The organism is Nocardioides sp. SLBN-35, assembly GCF_006715725.1.
Classification (GTDB): Bacteria; Actinomycetota; Actinomycetes; order Propionibacteriales; family Nocardioidaceae; genus Nocardioides.
Genome location: NZ_VFNU01000001.1, coordinates 2,601,808 through 2,621,543 on the forward strand (window position 1 = coordinate 2,601,808; position 19,736 = coordinate 2,621,543).

A 19,736-nucleotide genomic window follows, 5' to 3' on the forward strand; every position below is an offset into this window, starting at 1 on the left:
TCATCACGGGGCCCGCAGCTCGTTCCGCCGGACCTTGCCGGTGAGGGTGCGGGGCAGCTCGGCGAGGAAGGTGTAGTCCTTGGGCCGCTTCGGCGGTGCCAGGTGCTCGCGCGCGAACGCCCGGATCGCCTCCTCCGAGGGTCCGTCGGGGCCGGCCACCACCGCGGCGCAGACCCGCTGGCCCCACTGCGGGTCGTCGACGCCGTAGACCGCGATGTCGAGGACGCCGGGGCAGGTGCCGAGGACCTGCTCGACCTCGGTCGGGTAGACGTTGACGCCGCCGCTGATCACCAGGTCCTCGCGGCGGCCGTCGAGGTAGAGGTAGCCGTCTGCGTCGAGGCGGCCGAGGTCGCCGACGGTGAACGCCGGTCCGTCGGGGGTGTCGCGCCAGGCGGTGGCGGTCTTCTCGGGCGCGCCGAAGTAGGAGAAGCAGGCGTTCGGCGGGACGGCGCACCAGATCGTGCCGTCGGGGTCGGTCGTCAGGGTGCGGCCGGGTCGGGCGCGGCCGACGGTGCCGGGCCGCTCCAGCCACTCCTCGCTGCGACACGCCGTGAACTGCCCCTCCGTCGAGCCGTAGAACTCCCACGTCGAGCCCGGCGGGAAGGCGTCGATGATGCGGTGCTTGAGCTCGGTCGGGCAGGGTGCGCCGGCGTGCGCGACCAGTCGGTACGACGACAGGTCGGGCCTCCCGTGCTCGTCCCAGTACGCGAAGAGCCGCTGCAGGTGGGTCGGCACGCAGAACATCGTGGTCGGCCGCTCGGCCTCGATCGCCGCCGTCACCGCTGCCGGGTCGAACGGCCCGGGGATCACGAGCCGGCCGCCCGCGAGGATCGTGCCCATCGCGAAGCGTAGCGGTGCGGAGTGGTAGAGCGGGCTCAGGACCAGGTTGACGTCGTCGGGGGAGAAGCCCCACAGGTCGCGCTCCTCGGCGACCAGTGCCGCCGCGTCGGGCGGCGACAGCAGCCCGGACCAGACTCCCTTCGGCACCCCGGTCGTGCCGCTGGTGCAGTGCATCGGCCGGCCCAGCGGGAGACCGGCGCCGGGGAGGGGCGCCACGAGGGCGGCCAGCTCGTCCGTCGTCCGTACGACGGCCGTCGGCGCCAGGCCTTCGAGGATCCGTGACTGCTCGGCGGGGGTGAGTCGCGGGTCCAGCGGGATCGGGAAGACGCCGGCGGTGAGCATCCGGAGCACCGCGTCGACGTACGCATGGGAACCGGGCACGAGCAGCGCGACCCGGTCGCCGGGGTGCAGGGTCGGCTGCGAGGTGGGCTCGTCCATCGGGCGCATCATCGCAGGTGCGTCGACGCCGACCGGACGGCGTATCAGGGACCTTGGCCCCGGGTGGTCGCCATTCGCCCGCGCCGCCCGCGGCGGTCGAGCAGGCTGGCGCGGTGGTGCGTGCTCTCCTGACCAGCCTGCTCGTGGCTGTCGTCGTCCTGCAGACGACCGGGTCGGATGCCGCCGCGCCCTCGGGCTCGGCGGCGCGTCCCACGGTGAGCGTCTCGCCGTCGTCCCCCCGGGTCGGCGAGGCGGTCCGCCTGCGCACCCGACTGCCCGGCGACGGCCGGCGGCCGGTGCGCATCGAGGAGTCGGTCGCCGGCCGTTGGGTCCGCGTCGCGCGGACCCGCACCGACCGCCGCGGCGTCGCCCGGGCCGAGCTGGTCGCCACCGCGGGTCCGGTCCGGTACCGCTTCCGGGCGCCGGCACACCGATCCGGCGGGCGCCGGCTGCCGGCCGCGGTCAGCCGCGTCGTCACGGTCACCGGTACGACCACGCCCGCCCCCGAGCCGCTCCCGCCGCCGCCCGGCGTCACCGTCGCCGTCGAGGGGCGCACGATCACCGCCACGACGACCGGCCGGGCGGACCGGGTCCGCTTCCTCGTCGACGGCGTCGCGGTCGCCGAGGACCCCGTCCCGCCTTGGCAGGCCGACCTGACCGCCGCCTCCGGGACGCACGACGTCGTGGCCCGCGCGATCGGCCGCGGCGGGAGCACGCTGAGCGAGGCGGTGCTGGTCGACGTACCGGCGCCCGTCATCGGGGTCGACTCCGGCGTCGCCGACGGCTTCGCGATCGAGAAAGTGCAGGGCGGGCTGTCCCTGCCGACCAGCGCCGCGGTGCTGCCGAGTGGCGCGGTGCTGGTGACGGAGAAGGCCGGCCTGGTGCAGGCGGTCGAGCCCACCGGCGAGGGCGGCTTCGCCCCGCCGCGCGAGGTGCTCGACCTGCGCGACCTGGTGCGCGACGAGGGCGACGCCGGCCTCACCGGCATCGCCGTCGACCCCGGCTTCACTGACAACGGCTACGTCTACCTCGCCCACGTGCTGGCCGACCCGGCCGACCCGGCCGACGGTACGGCGGACCGGCACAGCCAGCAGGTCGCGCGCTACACCTGGGACGGCGACGCGCTCGACCCGTCGTCCCGCACCGTCGTGCTCGGCAGCGTCACCGGTCCCGGCTGCTGGGCCGACGAGAACGTCCGCACCCCCGACTGCCTCCCGCTGCGCGGCGACGCCCACACCATCGGCGACCTCGGCTTCGACGCCGCGGGCCGGCTGCTGGTGGGGGTCGGCGACGGCTCCCTCTACCTCACCTCCAACGGCGTGCGCGGTCGCCTCGAGACCCTGCGCGCCCAGGACCCGCAGGTGCTCGCCGGCAAGGTGCTCCGGATCGACCCGGCCACCGGCCGCGGCGTGCCCGGCAACCCCGCCTACACCGGCGACGGCTCCGACAACGCCTCGCGGGTGCTGGCGCTCGGGCTGCGCAACCCGTTCCGGTTCGGCCTCCAGGGCGACCTGCTGATGATCGGCGAGGTCGGCGAGGGCAGCGCCGAGGAGGTCGACGTGGTCGACCTGGCCGCCTCCGCCGCCGCGCCGGCCAACTTCGGATGGCCCTGCCGGGAGGGCGCCGCCGCGACCGACCTCGGCGACGTCGACGACCCGGAGAGCCCGTGGCACGCGTGCGCGGCGGTCCGGGCCGACGGCGGGGCACGCGCGCCGTCGTACTCCTACCCGCACGCGACCGGCGGCGGCTCGGTCACCGGCGGCACGGTGCTGGCCGATCCGGCGTACCCGACCGGCACGCGTGGTCGCTACGTCTTCGGCGACTACGCCCAGAACCGGATCTGGACCGCCCACCTCGCCGTCGACGGCGACGTCACGGGTGTGGAGGTGCTCGCCGACACCACGGCGGCCGAGGGCCCGGTGAAGTTCCTGACCGGTCCGGACGGCCTGGTCTGGACGCTGTCGATCTACACCGGCAGCCTGCGCCGGATCCGCCCGACCGCCGCGGCGACGCCCGACCGGTGCCCCGAGGGCAGCTTCCGGCGTACCTTCCACGACCTCGACGGGGCCGACTCCGTGTTCGACCTGGACCTCGACCAGGTCGACCCCGCCTGGCGCTGGGTCTATCCCTACACCGCCGCGCAGCTGCCGGCCGAGCCGCTGGCCGAGGCGACCTGCGAGGCCGGGATCCGGCTCGAGCCGACGTCCGGCTCACCGTGGGCCGGCGCCGAGCACCCCGACGAGCGCGCCCACCCCGGCGACCGGTTCGGTACGGCGTGGCGCGGCCGGGTCGACCTCGCCGCCGGGACCTACCGGTTCTCGGTGCGCAGCGGCGAGTGGGTGCGGCTGTGGGTCGACGACCAGGTGGTCCACGACTTCTACGCCGGCAGCTTCTGGGCCGCCAGCCGCGACCACGACGTGGTGCTGGCCGACGGGCTGCACGCCGTCCGTGCCGAGCTGGTCCACGGCGACGTCGCGAACGCGTCGGCCGAAGTGACCTGGACCCGGACCGGCGGCCCTCCGGTCGTGGCGCTGGCTGCGCCCGCCAACGGCTACGTCGCCGCCACCGGCGAGGTGTCGTTCACGATCGCCGCCAGCGACCCCGACGATGCCGACGACCCCGACGGGACCGTGCTGGCCGACGGCGCCGAGCTCGCGGTCGACTTCCTGCACTACTCCGGCGGCACCTTCCACGCCCACCCCGTGCAGCGCGTCGACGGCGTGGTCGCCGGCACCGTCCAGGTCAGCGACCTGCACGCGCCCGGTGCCGGGGTCGTCCGGCTGCGGGCCACCGTCACCGACAGCAGCGGGATCCGGAGCACCAGCGCGCCCGTCTACGTCTGCTTCCCGGGCGCCGCGGTCGGGCCGTGCGCGCCGTAGCCGGATAGGGTCCGCGTGTGCGCGTCGGATTGACCGGGGGGATCGCCTCGGGGAAGAGCACTGTCTCGTCGATCCTGCGGGAGCTGGGTGCGGTCGTCATCGACGCCGACCAGATCGCGCGCGAGGTCGTCGCGAAGGGGACCCCCGGGCTCGCGGCCGTCGTCGAGGCGTTCGGGCCCGAGATGCTGACGGCCGACGGCGAGCTGGACCGGCCGCGGATGGGTGCGCTCGTCTTCGGCGACGAGTCCGCACGGCGCCGGCTCGAGGGGATCGTGCACCCCCTCGTCTTCGAGAGGTACGCCGAGCTCGAGACCGCCGCACCGGCCGATGCGATCGTCGTCCACGACATCCCGCTGCTGGTGGAGTCCGGCCGCGCGGAGGAGTTCGACGCCGTGATCGTCGTCGACGCCCCCGAGGACGTCCAGCTCGAGCGGATGGTGCGCGACCGCGGCTGGACCGAGGAGGACGGCCGCTCCCGGATCGCCGCCCAGGCGAGCCGCGAGCAGCGGCGGGCCGTGGCGACGTACCTCATCGAGAACACCGGCACCCGCGAGGACCTGCGCCGCGCGGTCGTCGACGTCTTCGACGCCCTGAGTCGACCCGCCTGACGTCGAGGCGCGCCGAGCCCGGACGCACGAGGACCTCCGTCCTCAGATGACGGAGGTCCCCGCGGAGCCGGGCAGCGGTCGGTTCAGGCGGCCATGTCGGGGTCGCCGAGGCGGCGCAGCTTCTGCAGCGCCTCACGCTCGAGCTGGCGCACCCGCTCGGCGGAGATGCCGTGCTTGACGCCGATGTCGGCGAGCTTGTGCTGGCGGCCGTCGACCAGGCCGTAGCGCTCGCGGATGATGTCGGCGGCCCGCGCGTCGAGCTGGTCGACCAGGGTGTTGAGCCGCTCGCGGGCCTCGACGTCGAGCACCGTCAGGTCGGGGCCGGGCGCGGTCTCCTGCGCCATCAGGTCACCGAGCGAGGTGTCGCCGTCCTCGTCGACGGGGGTGTCGAGGCTGACGTGCTCGCGGCCCCACGCCATCAGGTCGAGGACCCGGTCGACCTCGAGGCCGAGCTCGGCGGCGATCTCCGCGGGCTCGGGGTCGCGGCCCAGCTGGCGCTCGAGGGTACGGCGGGCGCCGCCGACCTGGTTGAGCTCCTCGACCACGTGCACGGGCAGCCGGACCACGCGGGCCTGCTGCGCGATGCCGCGGGTGATGGCCTGGCGGACCCACCAGGTGGCGTAGGTGGAGAACTTGTAGCCCTTGGCGTAGTCGAACTTCTCGACCGCGCGGATCAGGCCGGTGTTGCCCTCCTGGATGAGGTCGAGCATCGGCATCTGCGCCCGGCCGTACTTGCGGGCGATGGACACCACCAGGCGCAGGTTGGCGTTGATGAACTCCGTGACGGCCTTGCGGCCCTCCTCGGCGATCCACTCGAGCTCGGCCTCGGTGGCCTGCTTGGGGGCGCCGCCCTTGCGTCGGCCGATCCGGCCCTCGGCGAGCAGGTGCTCGGCGTACAGGCCGGCCTCGATCGCCTTGGCGAGCTCGACCTCCCGCGCCGCGTCGAGCAGGGGGGTGCGGGCGATCTCGTCGAGGTACAGCCCGACGCTGTCGCGCCCCTCGATCTCGCGTCCGGTGTTGCGCGTCCTCTTCACTGTCGCGGTCATCGTCGCTGCCATGGCGTCCCTCCTTGCCCCGTGCGGCTGGAGCCCATCCGCACCTGTGGTTCCCAACACCGGCGAGGTACCCGGGATTCCCCGGAACCTTCGGTGTTGCTCTCACCGGCTTTGACGTCTGGGAATCCCCGGAAGTTGCCCCTGACGACGAATCTCAGGGAGTTCTCAATTTCGGGGGGTCAGCGCTCAGGAACGCGGCTCGGCGTCGGCGAGGCCGAGCCGGTCCAGGATCCAGGCCAGCGAGAACGCCCGGTCCTCCCACGCGCGGTAGCGCCCGGACACGCCGCCGTGCCCGGCCGCCATCTCGGTGCGCAGCAGCACGTCGGCCTGCGGCGCGCGCTCGCGCAGTCGCGCGACCCACTTGGCGGGCTCCACGTAGAGCACCCGGGTGTCGTTGAGCGACGTCTCGGCCAGGATCGGCGGGTAGGGGAGGTCGGCGACGTTCTCGTAGGGCGCGTAGCCGGCGATCCGCTCGTAGGCGACCGGGTCGTCGCTCGGGTTGCCCCACTCGTCGTACTCCGGGACGGTCAGCGGCAGCGTCGCGTCGAGCATGGTGGTGAGGGTGTCGACGAACGGCACGCCCGCCACGAAGCCGCCGAACGCCTCGGGCGCCTGGTTGGCGACTGCGCCGATGAGCAGCCCGCCGGCGCTCGCGCCCTCCGCGACGATGCGGTCCGGGGTGGTCCAGCCGGCCTCGACGAGGTGGCGGGCCGCGGCGATGAAGTCGTCGAAGGTGTGCTGCTTGTGCTCGAGCTTGCCGTCGTCGTACCAGTGACGGCCCATCTCGCCGCCCCCGCGCACGTGGGCGATCGCGAACGCCGCGCCGCGGTCGAGCAGGGAGAGCCGGGCGACCGCGAAGTAGGGGTCGATCGAGGCCTCGTAGGCGCCGTAGCCGTAGAGGTGGACGGGGACCCGGTCGGTTCCGTCGGGGCCGCGCACGCCCTTGCGGACCACCAGCGAGATCGGCACCTGGACGCCGTCGACCGAGGTCGCCCACAGGCGGTGCTCCTCGTAGTCGTCGGCGTCGTAGCCGCCCAGCACCGGTGCCTGCTTGCGCAGCACCAGCTCGCCGGTGCGCAGGTCGTGGTCGTAGACCGCCGAGGGGCGCGCGAGGCTGGTCATCCCGACCCGGATGGTCGGCTGCTCGAACGCGGGGTTGCTTCCCGCTCCGACCGTCGCCAGCTCGCCGGGGAACTCGACGAACCGGTCGCCGGTCACCGGGCTCTGCGGGTCGTCGCCGAGGTCGAGGACGCGGACCTGGCTGCCGCCCCCGCTGCGCTGCTGGACGACGAGGTGGCCCTCGAACGCGTCGACGTCCTCGAGCCGCACCGCGAGGTCGTGGGGGAGCAGCGGCTGCCACTCCTCCGGGGGAGTCGGTACGGCGGGGGCGTGGCCCAGCTCGAACTCCGGCCCGGTCGCGTTGTGCAGCACCAGGAACCGGTCCTGGCCGCCCACGACCGCGTGTTCGAGGGAGTACTCGACGCCGTCGGTGCGCTCGGCGAAGCAGACCGGCTGCGCCTGCGGGTCGGCCGCGTCGAGGACGTGGAACTCGGAGGTCGTCTTCGAGCTGGCCGCGATCATCACGTAGCGCCGGCTGCGGGTGCGCCCGACACCGACGAAGTAGCGGCCGTCGGGCTCGTGGAACACCAGCTCGTCATCGGCCTGGGCGGTGCCGAGGCGGTGCCGCCAGACCTTGTCGGGACGCCAGGCCTCGTCGACGGTCGTGTAGTAGAAGTGGTCCGGAGAGCCGCCCCAGGTCACGCCGCCGAGGACGTCGGTGAGCACGTCGTCGTGCAGCGCACGGGTGGCCAGGTCGAGCACGCGGACGGTGTAGCGCTCGTCGCCGACCACGTCGACGGCGTACGCGAGGAGCTGGTCGTCGGGGCTGACCGAGGAGCCGCCCAGGCTGAAGAAGTCGTGACCCTCGGCGAGCGCGTCGAGATCGAGCAGCACCTCCTCGCCGGGCAGCGCCGGCTCGTCGGGACGCGCGTCGGCGGCGGGCTGCGGGGGAGTCCAGTCGTCCGGGTCGCTGACCGGGACGCGGCAGCTGGCGCCGTACTGGCGGCCCTCGAAGGAGCGGCCGTAGTACCAGAACCCGCGCACGCGGGTCGGCACCGACAGGTCGGTCTCGAGGGTGCGGGCCTTGATCTCCTCGAAGATCCGCCCGCGCAGGTCGGCGAGGTGCGCGGTGCGCTCCTGGGTGTACGCGTTCTCGGCCTCGAGGTGCGCGATGACCGCCGGGTCCTCCTTGTCGCGCAGCCAGTCGTACTCGTCGGTGCGGGTGTGGCCGTGGTTCGTCGTAGTGACCGGGTGGCGCGGGGCGCTCGGCGGGACGGGCATGCCGGGAACGCTACTGCCAGCGTGTCAACGCCGGGTCGTCGGCAGGGAACGAGCGGACCGGTCCCGGCGGCGTCTCGGCGGTCTCGAAGCGCACCGTGACCACCCCCTTGCCCGATCCCCACACCCAGCCCCGGCCGTGCTCGGCGTGCACGACGTCGATTCCGGGGGCCCAGCTCTGCGGACCGGCGTTGCGCCACCGGGCGCCGGCCTGGTCGGGCTCGGCGGACTCCTCCTCTTCCTGGTCGTCGTCCGTCTCGGACTCGGTGGCGAACAGGTCCTCCTGGATCCAGTCGGCCAGGCCGGAGACGCCGACGCCGAGCAGGCGTACGCCGCCGGAGGTGTCGAGGTCCTCGAGCAGGGTCCGAGCCAGGCGGGCGACGGTCGCGGGGGAGTCGGTCGGGGCGGGGAGGGTGGAGGAGCGGCTCAGTGTGGTGAAGTCGTAGAGGCGGACCTTGATCGTGACCGTGCGACCCGACAGCCCGCTCTTCCGCAGCCGCTTGGCGACCTCTCCCGCCTGGCGGGTGACGATCGCGCTCATCTGCTGGCGGTCGGTGAGGTCGGTCTCGTAGGTGCCCTCGACGCTGACCGACTTCGTCTCGCGGTCCGGTACGACGGCCCGGTCGTCCTCGGCACGGGCCAGGTGGAACAGGCCCTGCCCCTGGGCCTTGCCCACGAGCCGGACCAGCTCGTCCAGGCTGACCCGCTCCAGCTCGGCGACGGTGTGCACGCCCGCCCGGCGCAGCCGCTCGACCGTCGCCGGCCCGACCCCCGGGATCACCGAGACGTGCAGCGGGCGCAGCAGGTCCAGCTCGGTGCCGGGCTCGATGACGACCAGCCCGTCCGGCTTGCGCAGGTCGCTGGCGATCTTGGCGAGGAACTTCGACGAGGCGACGCCCACCGACGCGGTCAACCCGCCGGTCACCTCGCGGACGCGCTGCCGCAGCTCCTCGGCGAGCGCGGTCACCGTCGGCACCTCGAGGTCGGCCAGGCCGGCCTCGGCCAGGTCGACGAACGCCTCGTCCAGCGAGAGCGGCTCGACCAGCGGCGAGCAGTCACGCAGGACCGCCATCACCGCGGTACTGGTGGAGCGGTAGGCCTCGAACCGGCCGGAGAGGTACGCCGCGTGCGGGCACCGAGCGCGCGCCTCCCGGGTCGACATGGCCGAGCGGACGCCGTACGCCCGGGCCTCGTAGGACGCCGTCGACACCACCCCGCGCCCGCCGGTCCCGCCGACGACGACCGGCTTGCCGCGCAGCGAGGGCTTGTCACGCTGCTCCACCGCCGCGAAGAACGCGTCGAGGTCCAGGTGGAGGACCGAGGCGTGGGGGCGCACTAGTGGACACGCCCGGGCGCTCGGCGGGGGCGTCCCGTGCGCCGGGTGCGTGCATGGCAAGGCGGCGGAGCGAAGTCGTACTGGGTCGTCCATCGAGCGACGCCAACGCAGCCAGGTGCGTGCCCGGAGTGCGGGACGCACGGCGAGCGCTCGGGGGTGGCCACTGGGTCACGTTAGTGCGCAGTGCTGACAGCCGGGTCCCTCGGCTCTCCACAGCCGACGTGCCGACGGTCGTTCTCCACAACCCGTCCCTGCCGTTCGGGCTCGCGTCGGACCTCCCGGCGACCGTCGTCGTCATGACCACGACCCCTCGCCCCATCACCTCCCTCACCGTCCGCGGCCACGCCGACCTGCTCGCCGCCGCTCCCGTCCTGCTCGGCTTCTGGCCCGAGGAGTCCGTGGTGCTGATGACCTTCGGCGCCCACCATCCCTTCCATGCGCGCGTCGACCTTCCGCCGCTCGCCGCGCAGCGGCCCGCCGTGCGCCGCGAGCTCGCCGAGGTGCTCCTCGAGCCCGCGCGGCGCCACGGCGCCAGCCACGTCGTGCTCCTCTACTACACCGACGAGCCCGCGGCGGCGCAGGCCGTGCACCGCTCGCTGCGCCGGGCCTGCCGGCGCACCGGCCTGGTCGTCATCGCCGCGCTCGTCGCCGACCGCACCCACCTGCGCGACCTGAGCGCCCCCGACCCCGACGAACGGCGCCGACGGCATCCCTACGACGTCAGCGCCCATCCGTTCGTGCTCGAGGCATTGGTGTCGGGGCGGCTCGCCCACCGCTCCCGGGCCGACCTGGTCGCCTCGCTCGACCCCGACCGGGCGGCGGCCGCCGCGGTGAGCACGGCGCTCGTGGCCGGCCGCTACGCCGACGCGGGTGTGCCGACGAGTGGCCGTGCGATCCGTGCCGCCGGCGAGTGGGTGCACCACGCGGTCCACGACCTGGTCGCCGACGACGCCCTTCCCGACGACACCGACCTGGCCCGCCTGCTGTGGGTGATGCAGGCCACCCGGGTGCGCGACGCTGCCTGGGCCCACCTCGGCCGTCGCACCGCCGAGGGCCACGTCCGGCTGTGGACCGATGCCGTGCGCCGCGCGCCCGACCCCCTGGTGGCCGCCCCGGCCGCGCTGCTCGGCTGGGCGGCCTGGCAGGCCGGCGACGGCGCCCTCGCCTGGGTCGCGGTCGACCGGTGCCTGCGGGCCGAGCCGGGCTACCGGATGGCCGAGCAGCTGGGCTCGATCCTCCAGGGCGCCGTGCCGCCGCAGAGCTGGGAAGGAGGATTCGCATGGGACGAGGGGCTGCCGGACGCTGGATGAGTTATCTAAGGTCGGTGCATGGGAGACGACGTCGCGGCCCAGCAGTTCACCCCCGCCGACCGGACCCGCTACCGGGAGAAGGTCCGGCGCTGTCTCGACGTGTTCGAGCGGATGCTGCGCGAGTCGGCCTTCGACACCGACGATCCGTGGACCGGCGTCGAGGTCGAGCTCAACCTGGTCGACGATGCCGGGGACCCGGCGCTGCGCAACGCCGAGGTGCTCGAGGCGATCGAGGACCCCGACTTCCAGACCGAGCTCGGCCAGTTCAACATCGAGCTCAACCTGGCGCCGGGACCGCTGGCCGGCGGCGGTCTGGAGGGCTACGAGAAGCAGCTGCGGGCCAGCCTCAACCACGCCGAGGAGCGGGCGGCGCCGCTCGGGGCCCACCTGGTGATGATCGGGATCCTGCCGACACTCGCGCCCGAGCACCTGCGGGCCGAGGTGATCAGCGCCAACCCGCGCTACCGCCTGCTGAGCGAGCAGATCCTGCGCGCCCGCGGCGAGGACATCCTCATCGACATCCGCGGCGTCGAGCGACTCCACACCACGGTCGACACGATCATGCCGGAGGCGGCGTGCACCAGCACCCAGTTCCACGTGCAGGTGAGCCCGGACCAGTTCGCGTCGTACTGGAACGCGTCCCAGGCCATCGCCGGCATCCAGCTCGCGGTGGCGGCCAACTCGCCGTACCTGCTCGGCAAGCAGCTGTGGTCCGAGACCCGGATCCCGCTGTTCGAGCAGGCCACCGACACCCGCGGCGAGGAGCTGAAGGTGCAGGGCGTGCGGCCGCGGGTGTGGTTCGGCGAGCGCTGGATCACCTCCGTGTTCGACCTGTTCGAGGAGAACGTCCGCTACTTCCCGCCGCTGCTGCCCGTGATCGACGAGGAGGACCCGCTCACCGTCCTGGAGGCGGGCGGCACGCCGAACCTGTCCGAGCTGCGGCTGCACAACGGGACCATCTACCGCTGGAACCGCCCGGTCTACGACATCACCGGCGGCCTGCCCCACCTGCGCGTCGAGAACCGGATCCTCGCGGCGGGCCCGACGGTCGTCGACACGGTCGCCAACGCGGCGTTCTACTTCGGACTGGTCCGCGCGCTCGCCGACAACGACCGGCCGCTGTGGTCGCAGATGTCGTTCAGCGCGGCGGAGGAGAACTTCCACAGCGCGGCGCGCCACGGCATCGACGCGGAGGTCTACTGGCCCCAGCTGGGCCGGGTCCGGGCGACCGAGCTGGTCGTACGCCGCCTGCTGCCCCTGGCCCACGAGGGCCTGGCCGCCTGGGGCGTCTCGTCAGAGGAGGCCCACCGCTACCTCGACGTGATCGAGCAGCGCTGCCTGGCCGGCACCAACGCCTCGGACTGGTTCACCCGGCGGGTGCAGGAGCGTGACGACGCCGACCGCTACGACGCGCTGCGGGCCGTGCTGGCCGAGTACCGGCAGCGGATGCACGACAACGAGCCGGTGCACACCTGGGCCTAGGTCTCCGGGGCCCGGGCCTCCTCGGGGCGCGGCCGCCGCAACCGGGTCCACCGCCGGCCCACGCCCGAGCGCGGGTCGCGCCACGACCTGCGGGTGACGACGACCAGGTCCAGCCGGACGCCGAGCTCGGGACCCGCGCAGCCCACGGCGGCCGCCCAGGCGAGGTCCTCGACGTCGTGGCCGTCCGGGGTCCGGGTGAGCCAGACGAGCGGGACGACGTCGCGCTCGAGGTGGTCGCGGCACATCGCCTCGAGCACCTCGGTGCGCAACGTGAGGTCGAGCCGCTCGCCGGCGACGATCTCGAAGGCGCGGACCTCGGCGCCGGGGATGCCGACGTGGAGCGTGGGCGGCAGCTGGCAGCGGCCCTCGGCCTCGGCGTGCTCGCGCACCGCGCGCAGGAGCACACGCTCGAGCAGGGTCGGGACCGGCTCCTGGATCATGCGGGGGAGCCTGCCTGATCGGCGCCGGTCGCGGGAGCGTCCTCCACAGGCCCGGCCCGCCCCTCCTAGGCTCGCCCCATGAGGTCCGGACTGATCAGCGTCGACGAGCTCCACGCCAGCCTCGGGGAGGTGACCCTCCTCGACGTGCGCTACCGGATGGGCGGGCCCGCCGGGCCGGCGGAGTTCGCCGCGGGCCACGTCCCCGGGGCGGCGTACGTCGACCTCGACCGCGACCTCGCCGCCGAGCCGGGGGAGCGTGGCCGGCATCCGCTGCCGGACGTCGCGGTCTTCGAGGCGGCGATGCGGCGGGTCGGGGTGCGGGCCGACCGGCCGGTGGTGGTGTACGACGACTGGTCGGGGCACGCGGCGGCGCGGGGCTGGTGGCTGCTGAGGTACCACGGCCACGCCGACGTCCGAGTGCTCGACGGCGGCTGGACCGCCTGGCGCGAGGCGGGCGGCGAGGTCGCGACCGGCGACGGCGCGCCCCGGGTGGCCGGCGACTTCACCGCCGCTCCCGGCGCGCTGCCGGTGGTCGACGCGACGACCGTGCGGGCAGCGGGCGTGCTGGTCGACGCGCGGGCGGCCGAGCGCTACCGCGGCGAGGTCGAGCCGATCGACCCGGTGGCCGGGCACGTGCCGGGCGCGGTCAACGTGCCGACCGGCCGCAACCTCGACGAGCGCGGCCGGTTCCGGAATCCCGCGAGCCTGGCGGCGACGTACGCCGAGGTGGGTGCTGTGCCCGGCGCCGACGTCGCGGTCTACTGCGGGTCGGGGGTCACGGCGGCCCACGACGTGCTCGCGCTGGAGCTCGCCGGGGTCACCGCCGCCCTCTACCCGGGCAGCTGGAGCGAGTGGGTGGCCGACCCCTCGCGTCCGGTTGCTACCAGTGAACGCCCCTGAACAGCTGGGCCATCAGCATCTGCTCGGTCTCGCGCCGGTTCGAGGCGGGCGCCTCCTCGGCGGCAGCCGCCGCCTGTGACGCGGGCTTCTGGCCCTTCGCCGCGGCCGAGTCCGGGAATACCTGGTAGGCCAGGTTGAGCACCCGGAACGCGGTGCGCGGCGCGATCGTGTGCGCGAGCTCGCCGGCGGTACCGAGCGCGGTGTTGATCTCGTGGGGCTTGTCGACCATCGCCTTGATCACCACGTCGGCGGCCTGGGCGGGGGAGATCGTGGGGAACTTGTCGTAGATCTTGGTCGGCGCGATCATCGGCGTGCGCACCAGCGGCATGTGCACGTTGGTGAAGGTGATGCCGTGCCCGACGACCTCGGAGGAGACGACATTGCTCCAGGCGTCCAGGGCCGCCTTCGAGGCGACGTACGCCGAGAACCGGGGCGGGTTGGTCTGCACGCCGATCGAGGAGATGTTGACGATGTGGCCCGAGCGCTGCTCGTGCAGCTGCGGCATCAGGCCCATCACGAGCCGGATCGCGCCGAAGTAGTTGAGCTGCATGGTGCGCTCGAAGTCGTGGAACCGGTCCTGCGACAGCTTGAGGGAGCGCCGGATCGAGCGGCCGGCATTGTTGATGACGTAGTCGACGCTCGGCAGCTCGGTGCTCAGCTGCTCGCACAGCCGGTCGATCGCCTCCAGGTCGGACAGGTCGCAGGGGAACACCTCGGCCCGGCCGCCGCGCAGCTCGATGATGTCGCGGGTCGCCTCGAGCTTCTCCTTGCCGCGGGCCACGAGCACCGGGATGCCGCCCGCCTGGGCGACCTTGAGCGCCACCACCTGGCCGATGCCGGAGGAGGCGCCGGTGATGACGACGTACTTGTCCTTCAGTGCGGCCACGGCCTTCGGGTCGCGTCCGGTGGCGTCGTCGAGGTTCTCCTCCCAGTAGCCCCACAGCGCGCGCACGTAGGTCTCCAGCGGAGGCACGCTGATCCCGGAGCCGGCGAGCGCCTTCTCGGTGATGCGCGAGTCGAAGACCGACGGGAAGGAGGTGTGGGCCAACACCTCGGCGGGGACGCCGAGCCGGCCGATCGTCTGGTCGAGGACCAGCTGGGCCGGGGCGGAGCGGACGACCGCGTTCATCACGTTGATCGGGCGCAGCGCGCGCGGGATCAGGGCGAGCGGGCCGGCGGTGGTGATCGAGCGGTCGACGGGCGTCGCGAAGCGCGGGGCGCCGGCCGCCGAGCAGAACGCGTTGATCATCTCGATCACGGGCTGCGGCTCCGGGTTGACCAGGTGGAACGCCTCGCCGTCGCGGTCGGGCAGGTGGCCGAGGTGGTCCATCGCCTTGGCGACGTAGTCGACCGGCACCAGGTTGGTGTCGCCGAGGTCGAGCCCGACCAGCGGGAGCCAGGCCGGCAGCGAGTCGCGCAGTCGCTTGATCAGCGGGAAGAAGTAGTAGGGCCCGTCGATCTTGTCCATCGCGCCGGTCTCGGAGTGGCCCACCACGATCGCCGGCCGGTAGACACGCCACGGGATGGTGGCCTCGTCGCGGACGATCTTCTCCGACTCGTACTTCGTGCGGTGGTACGGCGAGGGCAGCGGCTGGCCCTCCTCGAACATGGTCTCGTCGAACCGGCCGTGGTAGTCGCCCGCCGCGGCGACCGAGGACACCTGGTGGAACACCCCGGCCCGCAGCTCCTCGGCGAGGGCGAGGGCGTTGCGGGTGCCGTCGATGTTCATCGCGTCGTTGGTCGCGTCGTCGGCGGTGATGTCGTAGATCGCGGCGAGGTGGAAGAAGTGGTCGATCGTCCCGGCATGCTCGGCGACCCAGGCCGGGTCGACCCCGAGCCCGGGCCGGGTGAGGTCGCCGACGACGGGCTGCACCCGCTCGGAGCCCCACTGCCGGACCAGTGCCTCCATGCGCGGGAGCGACGACGCACGCACGAGGACGAAGACCGGGCCTTCCCGGTGGTCGACGAGCTCGGCGATGAGGTGGCGCCCGATGAATCCAGTGGCGCCGGTCACGAAGTAGGCCATGCGCGAACGCTACGCGCTTTTGCCCTGCTCCGTTACTGGTCAGTTAACTACTGGTCGCCGCCGCCGAACATGATCTCGTCCCAGCTCGGGACCGACGCGCGACCGCGCTTCTTCTGCACCGGCCGGCGATGCTTGGCGCGCTCCGCCTCGGTCTCCGCCGCGGCCTCCTCGGCCGTCGGCTCGGCCGCCGCGGCCGGCTCCTGGGTCGTCGCGCGGATCGGCTCGTCGGCGAGCGGATCGGCCGCCTCGCCGGTCACCAGGTCCAGGGCCTGGTCGATGGAGTCGCCGAGCGGCAGCGTCTCGTCGACGTGGTCGAGCGCCTCGCCGCCCAGCGGCAGGTCCTCGGGTACGGCGGCCAGCCGCCGCTCGCGGACCTGCTGCAGGTCGTCGCGGGCCGGCGGGACGGCGGGCGCGAGCACCTCGCCGATCAGCCAGCGGGCGTCGTCGTTGTCGGAGAGGACGTAGTTGCCGGGGGCGTCGTAGGTGAACCGCGCGACGCCGCCGCGCTCTCCGGTCTCGAAGGTGCCGGTGAGCACCCAGCGACCGGTGTCGCGCCGGTAGGCGTCCCAGGCCACGGCCTCGGGGTTGCCGCCGCGCCCGCGCAGGTGGGCGGCGACTGCGTCGCCGAGCACGCGGCTGGCGGAGGGACCGGACTGCCCCTCGCCGGGAGTGCGCCGGACCGAGGCCTTCTGGGCCCGCGCGGCGACATGCTCGCGCTCGGCGAGCACGGGGGCGACGTAGGGCATGATCGCCTCGACGGACGTGCCGGCGGCCTCGGCCACCGCCTCCGCGGACTCGCCGGAACGGATCCGGGTCTGGATCTCGCGGGGCCGGATGCTGCTGCTCATCGGTGTCTCCAATCGACGCGGTGAGTCGCCGCGCACGGCTGCGCGCAGGTCGGGGGTGATGTCGAGCGTGAACTCACCGCCCTGGTCGTCGACCAGCAGCAGGCGCCGCCGGTCGGACCCGGACGACTGGCCGTCGGCGAGGGTCAGGCGCACGGGGCGGCCGGTGCCGCCCTGGTCCGCCGTGTCGGTCATGCTGCCCTCGGGTCGTCGATGCTCTGTGTCGTCAGTGCTGTCGTCAGTGCTCTGCGGATGCTGGTCTGCGTCGTGCTCAGGTTATCGGGCGAGCCTACGCCCTCCAGCGGGCCCGTCCGCGGACGTAGAGCCAGGTGTCGCCCTGCCTGCGGAACCGGCTGATCTCGTGGAGCGAACCGGGCAGGTCGTCGCGCGTGAAGCGGGCGACGAACTCGACCATGCCCCGCTTGTCCTCGGGGCCACCGGCCTGGGCCGCGAGCACCTCGAGGCCGGTCCACTCGATGCGGTCGTCGAGCTGCAGCGAGGAGGGCTGGGTGGCGGGGTGCCAGGTGTGGAGCAGGTAGGACGCGAGCCCCTTCACGAACGCGGAGTACCGCGAGCGCATCAGCGCCTCGGCGGTCGGCGCCGAGCCGGGGTCGCGGTGGTAGGGGCGGCAGCAGTCGTCGTAGGTCCGCCCGGAGTCGCACGGGCAGGCAGGACGTTCCCCGGGCTCAGCCACCGAGCACCCGCTCGAGGTAGGCGTTGGCGAAGACCCGGTCGGGGTCGAGCCGCTCGCGCAGGGCGAGGACGTCGGGCAGTCGCGGGTAGAGCCCGGCGACGTCCGCGGCGTCGAGGGTGTGCAGCTTGCCCCAGTGCGGTCGGCCGCCGTGGGCCCGCAGGATCGGCTCCATCACTGCGAAGTAGGCGTGGTGGTCGGCGCGGCGGTGGGTGTGGAAGGCGAGGTAGAAGGAGTCGCGGTCGTACGACGTCGACAGGGGCACGTCGTCGGCCGGCGCCACCCGGATCTCGACCGGGAAGGAGACGGTGAGCCCGGAGCGCTCGAACGCCGTGCGGCACTCGCGCAGCGCGTCGAGCCCGGCCTCGCGGGGGACGGCGTACTCCATCTCGCGGAAGACCACGTCGCGCTCGGTCGTGAAGACCTTGTGGGCGAGGTCGGTGTAGGTGCGCGGCCCGAGCAGCCGCGACGCGAAGCGGTTGGCCGCGGGGATCGCGCGGGGCACCAGGTTGAGCGCCGCGGTCTGTGCCCCGAAGACCTTGTTGGACAGCAGGTCGTCGTCGAGCCAGGCCCGCCAGCGGGCCAGCGGCTCGGCGGCGGTCAGGTCGGTGCCGAGCCGGGTGTTGCGCTTGGTCAGCATCCGGTCGGAGTGGGGGAACCAGTACATGTCGACGTGGTCGTGGGCCGCGGTCAGGTCGTCGAAGGCGGCCAGGGCGTCGGTCCACGACATCGGCTGCTCCTCGGCGCGGAGCAGGAACAGCGGCTCGACGGCGAAGGTGATCGTGGTCAGCACGCCGAGCGCGCCGAGGCCGACCCGTGCGAGGTCGAGGACGTCGGGGTTCTCGGCGGCGCTGGCGCGCAGCACCTCGCCGGTGCCGGTGACCAGCTCGAGGCCGACGACCTGGGCGGCGAGGCCGGCCGCGCGTCCGCCGGTGCCGTGGGTGCCGGTCGAGATCGCGCCGGCCAGGGTCTGTTCGGCGATGTCGCCCATGTTGTGCAGGCTCAGCCCGAGCCGGGCGAGCTCGGCGTTGAACACCTTGAGCTGGGTGCCGGCCAGCGCCGTGACCGTCATCGCGTCACGGTCGACGGCCACGATCCCGCGCATCCGCTCGGGGCGCAGGTGCACGTGCCGCGGGGTCGCGATGCCGGTGAAGCTGTGCCCGGTCCCCGCGCTCTTGACCGTCCGGCCCGCGTCCCGGGCCCGGCGGACGATCTCGGCCACCTCGACGGCGTCGGCCGGCTGGACGACCTCGAGGCCGTCGGCCGACTCGAGGCCGGACCAGTTACGCCAGCTCGGCGCGGTCTGCCCGGTCGGTCTGCTCGGGGTTGTGCTCATGGGGAGGCACGCTATCCGGCCGCGGCCCGACCCGGATGAGCAGCGCGCCGACGAGGACGAGGACGCCGCCGACCAGGCACACGAGGTACGCCGGCGAGGCGCCCGCCTCGTCGATGACGACCCCGGCGACGGCGGCGCCGGGCGCGAGGCCCACGGCCAGGCCGGTCTGGATGAACGCCATGCCCTCGGTGAGCCGTGCGTGCGGGAGCACCTGCTCGGCCAGCGACATCGTCGCGATCAGGGTGGGGGAGATGGCCAGGCCGCTGAGCAGCAGCACCGGCGCCATCACCACCAGGTTGGGCACGAAGGCGAGTGGCAGGGTGGCGACGACCATGCCGATCGCCCCGATCCGCAGCCGCGCCAGCGGGCCGCGCCGCCAGGTGATCGCCCCGGACACCACCCCGGCGAGCAGGCTGCCGAGCGCCCAGACAGCGAGGTAGATGCCGGACAGGGACTGGTGGCCCTGCTCGTCGGCGAAGGCGACGGTGACCACCTCGGCCCCGCCGAACACGATGCCCAGGGCTGCACCGACGAGAGTGAGCGGCGCGATCGCTCCCCACGGCATCGGCGGGCGGGCACTGGTCCGGTCGGCGCGCGGGTGGGCGGGCGGCTCGGTGGCGCGCTGGAGCGCGAAGGCCCAGGTCCCGGCGAGGCCGACCACGAGCGCGGTGCCGAGCCCGGCCGCCGGGTGCACGGAGGTCGCGAGCAGGGTGACCGCGACCGGGCCGGCGATGAAGACGGCCTCGTCGCCGACGGCCTCGAACGAGAACGCCGTGTGCAGTAGCGCCGGCCGATCGGCCAGCGTGTGCGACCAGCGGGCTCGTACGCAGGTGCCGACCGACGGCAGCGAGGCGCCGGCCAGCATCGCGAAGGCGTACGTCGACCAGGTCGGCCAGTCCCACGACAGCGAGCCCATCGCCAGCGCCAGGCCCACGCCCCACAGCGTGATGACGACCGGCAGCACCCGGCCCTGGCCCAGCCGGTCGATGAGCCGGCCCTGCGGGATCGCGAAGACCGCGTTGGCGATGACGGCGACGGCGGACACCGAGCCCGCGAACCCGTAGGACCCGGTCTCGTGCTCGGCGAGCAGGACCATGCCGAGCCCGACCATGGAGATGGGCAGGCGGGCGACCAGCCCGACGAGGCTGAAGCGTGCGGTGGCCGGCGTGAAGATCTGGCGATAGGTCTGCAACATTGCGTGCTCATCGTCCTC

At 73.8% G+C, this 19,736-nt stretch carries 15 protein-coding genes; 5 read left to right on the forward strand and 10 right to left on the reverse strand.

What is annotated here, in order from left to right:
- Positions 1-3: 3 nt before the first annotated feature.
- Complete coding sequence (locus FBY23_RS12590; RefSeq protein ID WP_141798459.1) at positions 4-1,278, reverse strand: class I adenylate-forming enzyme family protein; 1,275 nt, start codon at positions 1,276-1,278, stop codon at positions 4-6.
- Positions 1,279-1,391: 113 nt separating this feature from the next.
- Here FBY23_RS12590 and FBY23_RS12595 point away from each other — a divergent pair, with 113 nt between their 5' ends.
- Positions 1,392-4,157: a PQQ-dependent sugar dehydrogenase gene (locus FBY23_RS12595; RefSeq protein WP_141798460.1), complete on the forward strand. Its 2,766-nt coding sequence runs from the start codon at positions 1,392-1,394 to the stop codon at positions 4,155-4,157.
- Between the two features lie 17 nt (positions 4,158-4,174).
- Entirely contained in the window at positions 4,175-4,765 is a 591-nt protein-coding gene (gene coaE / locus FBY23_RS12600) for a dephospho-CoA kinase (RefSeq protein ID WP_141798461.1), read from the forward strand.
- An 83-nt stretch (positions 4,766-4,848) separates the two neighbouring features.
- Here the strand turns inward: coaE and FBY23_RS12605 are convergent, their stop codons facing one another.
- The 3 genes from FBY23_RS12605 to FBY23_RS12615 form a co-directional block, all read right to left on the reverse strand.
- Positions 4,849-5,823 (reverse strand): RNA polymerase sigma factor RpoD/SigA, encoded by a 975-nt coding sequence (locus tag FBY23_RS12605; RefSeq protein WP_260805936.1) that lies wholly within the window; start codon positions 5,821-5,823, stop codon positions 4,849-4,851.
- 183 nt (positions 5,824-6,006) lie between these two features.
- Complete coding sequence (locus FBY23_RS12610; protein WP_141798462.1) at positions 6,007-8,160, reverse strand: S9 family peptidase; 2,154 nt, start codon at positions 8,158-8,160, stop codon at positions 6,007-6,009.
- Positions 8,161-8,170: 10 nt separating this feature from the next.
- Positions 8,171-9,493, reverse strand: a complete 1,323-nt coding sequence (locus FBY23_RS12615; protein ID WP_141798463.1) for a DNA polymerase IV — start codon at positions 9,491-9,493, stop codon at positions 8,171-8,173.
- A 296-nt stretch (positions 9,494-9,789) separates the two neighbouring features.
- Here FBY23_RS12615 and FBY23_RS12620 point away from each other — a divergent pair, with 296 nt between their 5' ends.
- Positions 9,790-10,803 carry a DUF4192 domain-containing protein gene (locus tag FBY23_RS12620; RefSeq protein ID WP_160158228.1) on the forward strand — a complete coding sequence of 338 codons (1,014 nt, stop codon included), beginning with the start codon at positions 9,790-9,792 and terminating at the stop codon, positions 10,801-10,803.
- An 18-nt stretch (positions 10,804-10,821) separates the two neighbouring features.
- Positions 10,822-12,285, forward strand: coding sequence for a glutamate-cysteine ligase family protein (locus FBY23_RS12625; protein WP_141798465.1), 1,464 nt, complete (start codon positions 10,822-10,824; stop codon positions 12,283-12,285).
- Here the strand turns inward: FBY23_RS12625 and FBY23_RS25965 are convergent.
- Entirely contained in the window at positions 12,282-12,725 is a 444-nt protein-coding gene (locus FBY23_RS25965; RefSeq protein ID WP_160158229.1) for a hypothetical protein, read from the reverse strand. The genes FBY23_RS12625 and FBY23_RS25965 overlap by 4 nt on opposite strands.
- Before the next feature lie 78 nt (positions 12,726-12,803).
- On the opposite strand from FBY23_RS25965, the gene FBY23_RS12635 reads away from it, so the two are divergent.
- Positions 12,804-13,625 (forward strand): sulfurtransferase, encoded by an 822-nt coding sequence (locus FBY23_RS12635; protein WP_141798467.1) that lies wholly within the window; start codon positions 12,804-12,806, stop codon positions 13,623-13,625.
- Here the strand turns inward: FBY23_RS12635 and FBY23_RS12640 are convergent.
- The 5 genes from FBY23_RS12640 to FBY23_RS12660 form a co-directional block, all read right to left on the reverse strand.
- A complete protein-coding gene (locus FBY23_RS12640) occupies positions 13,606-15,651 on the reverse strand; it encodes an SDR family oxidoreductase (RefSeq protein ID WP_141798468.1) in 2,046 nt (681 codons plus the stop codon). The genes FBY23_RS12635 and FBY23_RS12640 overlap by 20 nt on opposite strands.
- Positions 15,652-15,698: 47 nt before the next feature.
- Positions 15,699-16,691, reverse strand: a complete 993-nt coding sequence (gene sepH / locus FBY23_RS12645) for a septation protein SepH (RefSeq protein ID WP_141798469.1) — start codon at positions 16,689-16,691, stop codon at positions 15,699-15,701.
- 94 nt (positions 16,692-16,785) lie between these two features.
- Positions 16,786-17,190, reverse strand: coding sequence for a YchJ family protein (locus FBY23_RS12650; RefSeq protein ID WP_141798470.1), 405 nt, complete (start codon positions 17,188-17,190; stop codon positions 16,786-16,788).
- Positions 17,183-18,523, reverse strand: a complete 1,341-nt coding sequence (locus FBY23_RS12655; protein WP_141798471.1) for a D-arabinono-1,4-lactone oxidase — start codon at positions 18,521-18,523, stop codon at positions 17,183-17,185. The genes FBY23_RS12650 and FBY23_RS12655 overlap by 8 nt, the downstream gene beginning before the upstream one ends.
- Complete coding sequence (locus tag FBY23_RS12660; RefSeq protein ID WP_141798472.1) at positions 18,471-19,718, reverse strand: MFS transporter; 1,248 nt, start codon at positions 19,716-19,718, stop codon at positions 18,471-18,473. Before FBY23_RS12660 ends, FBY23_RS12655 begins: the two co-directional genes overlap by 53 nt.
- Positions 19,719-19,736: the final 18 nt, after the last annotated feature.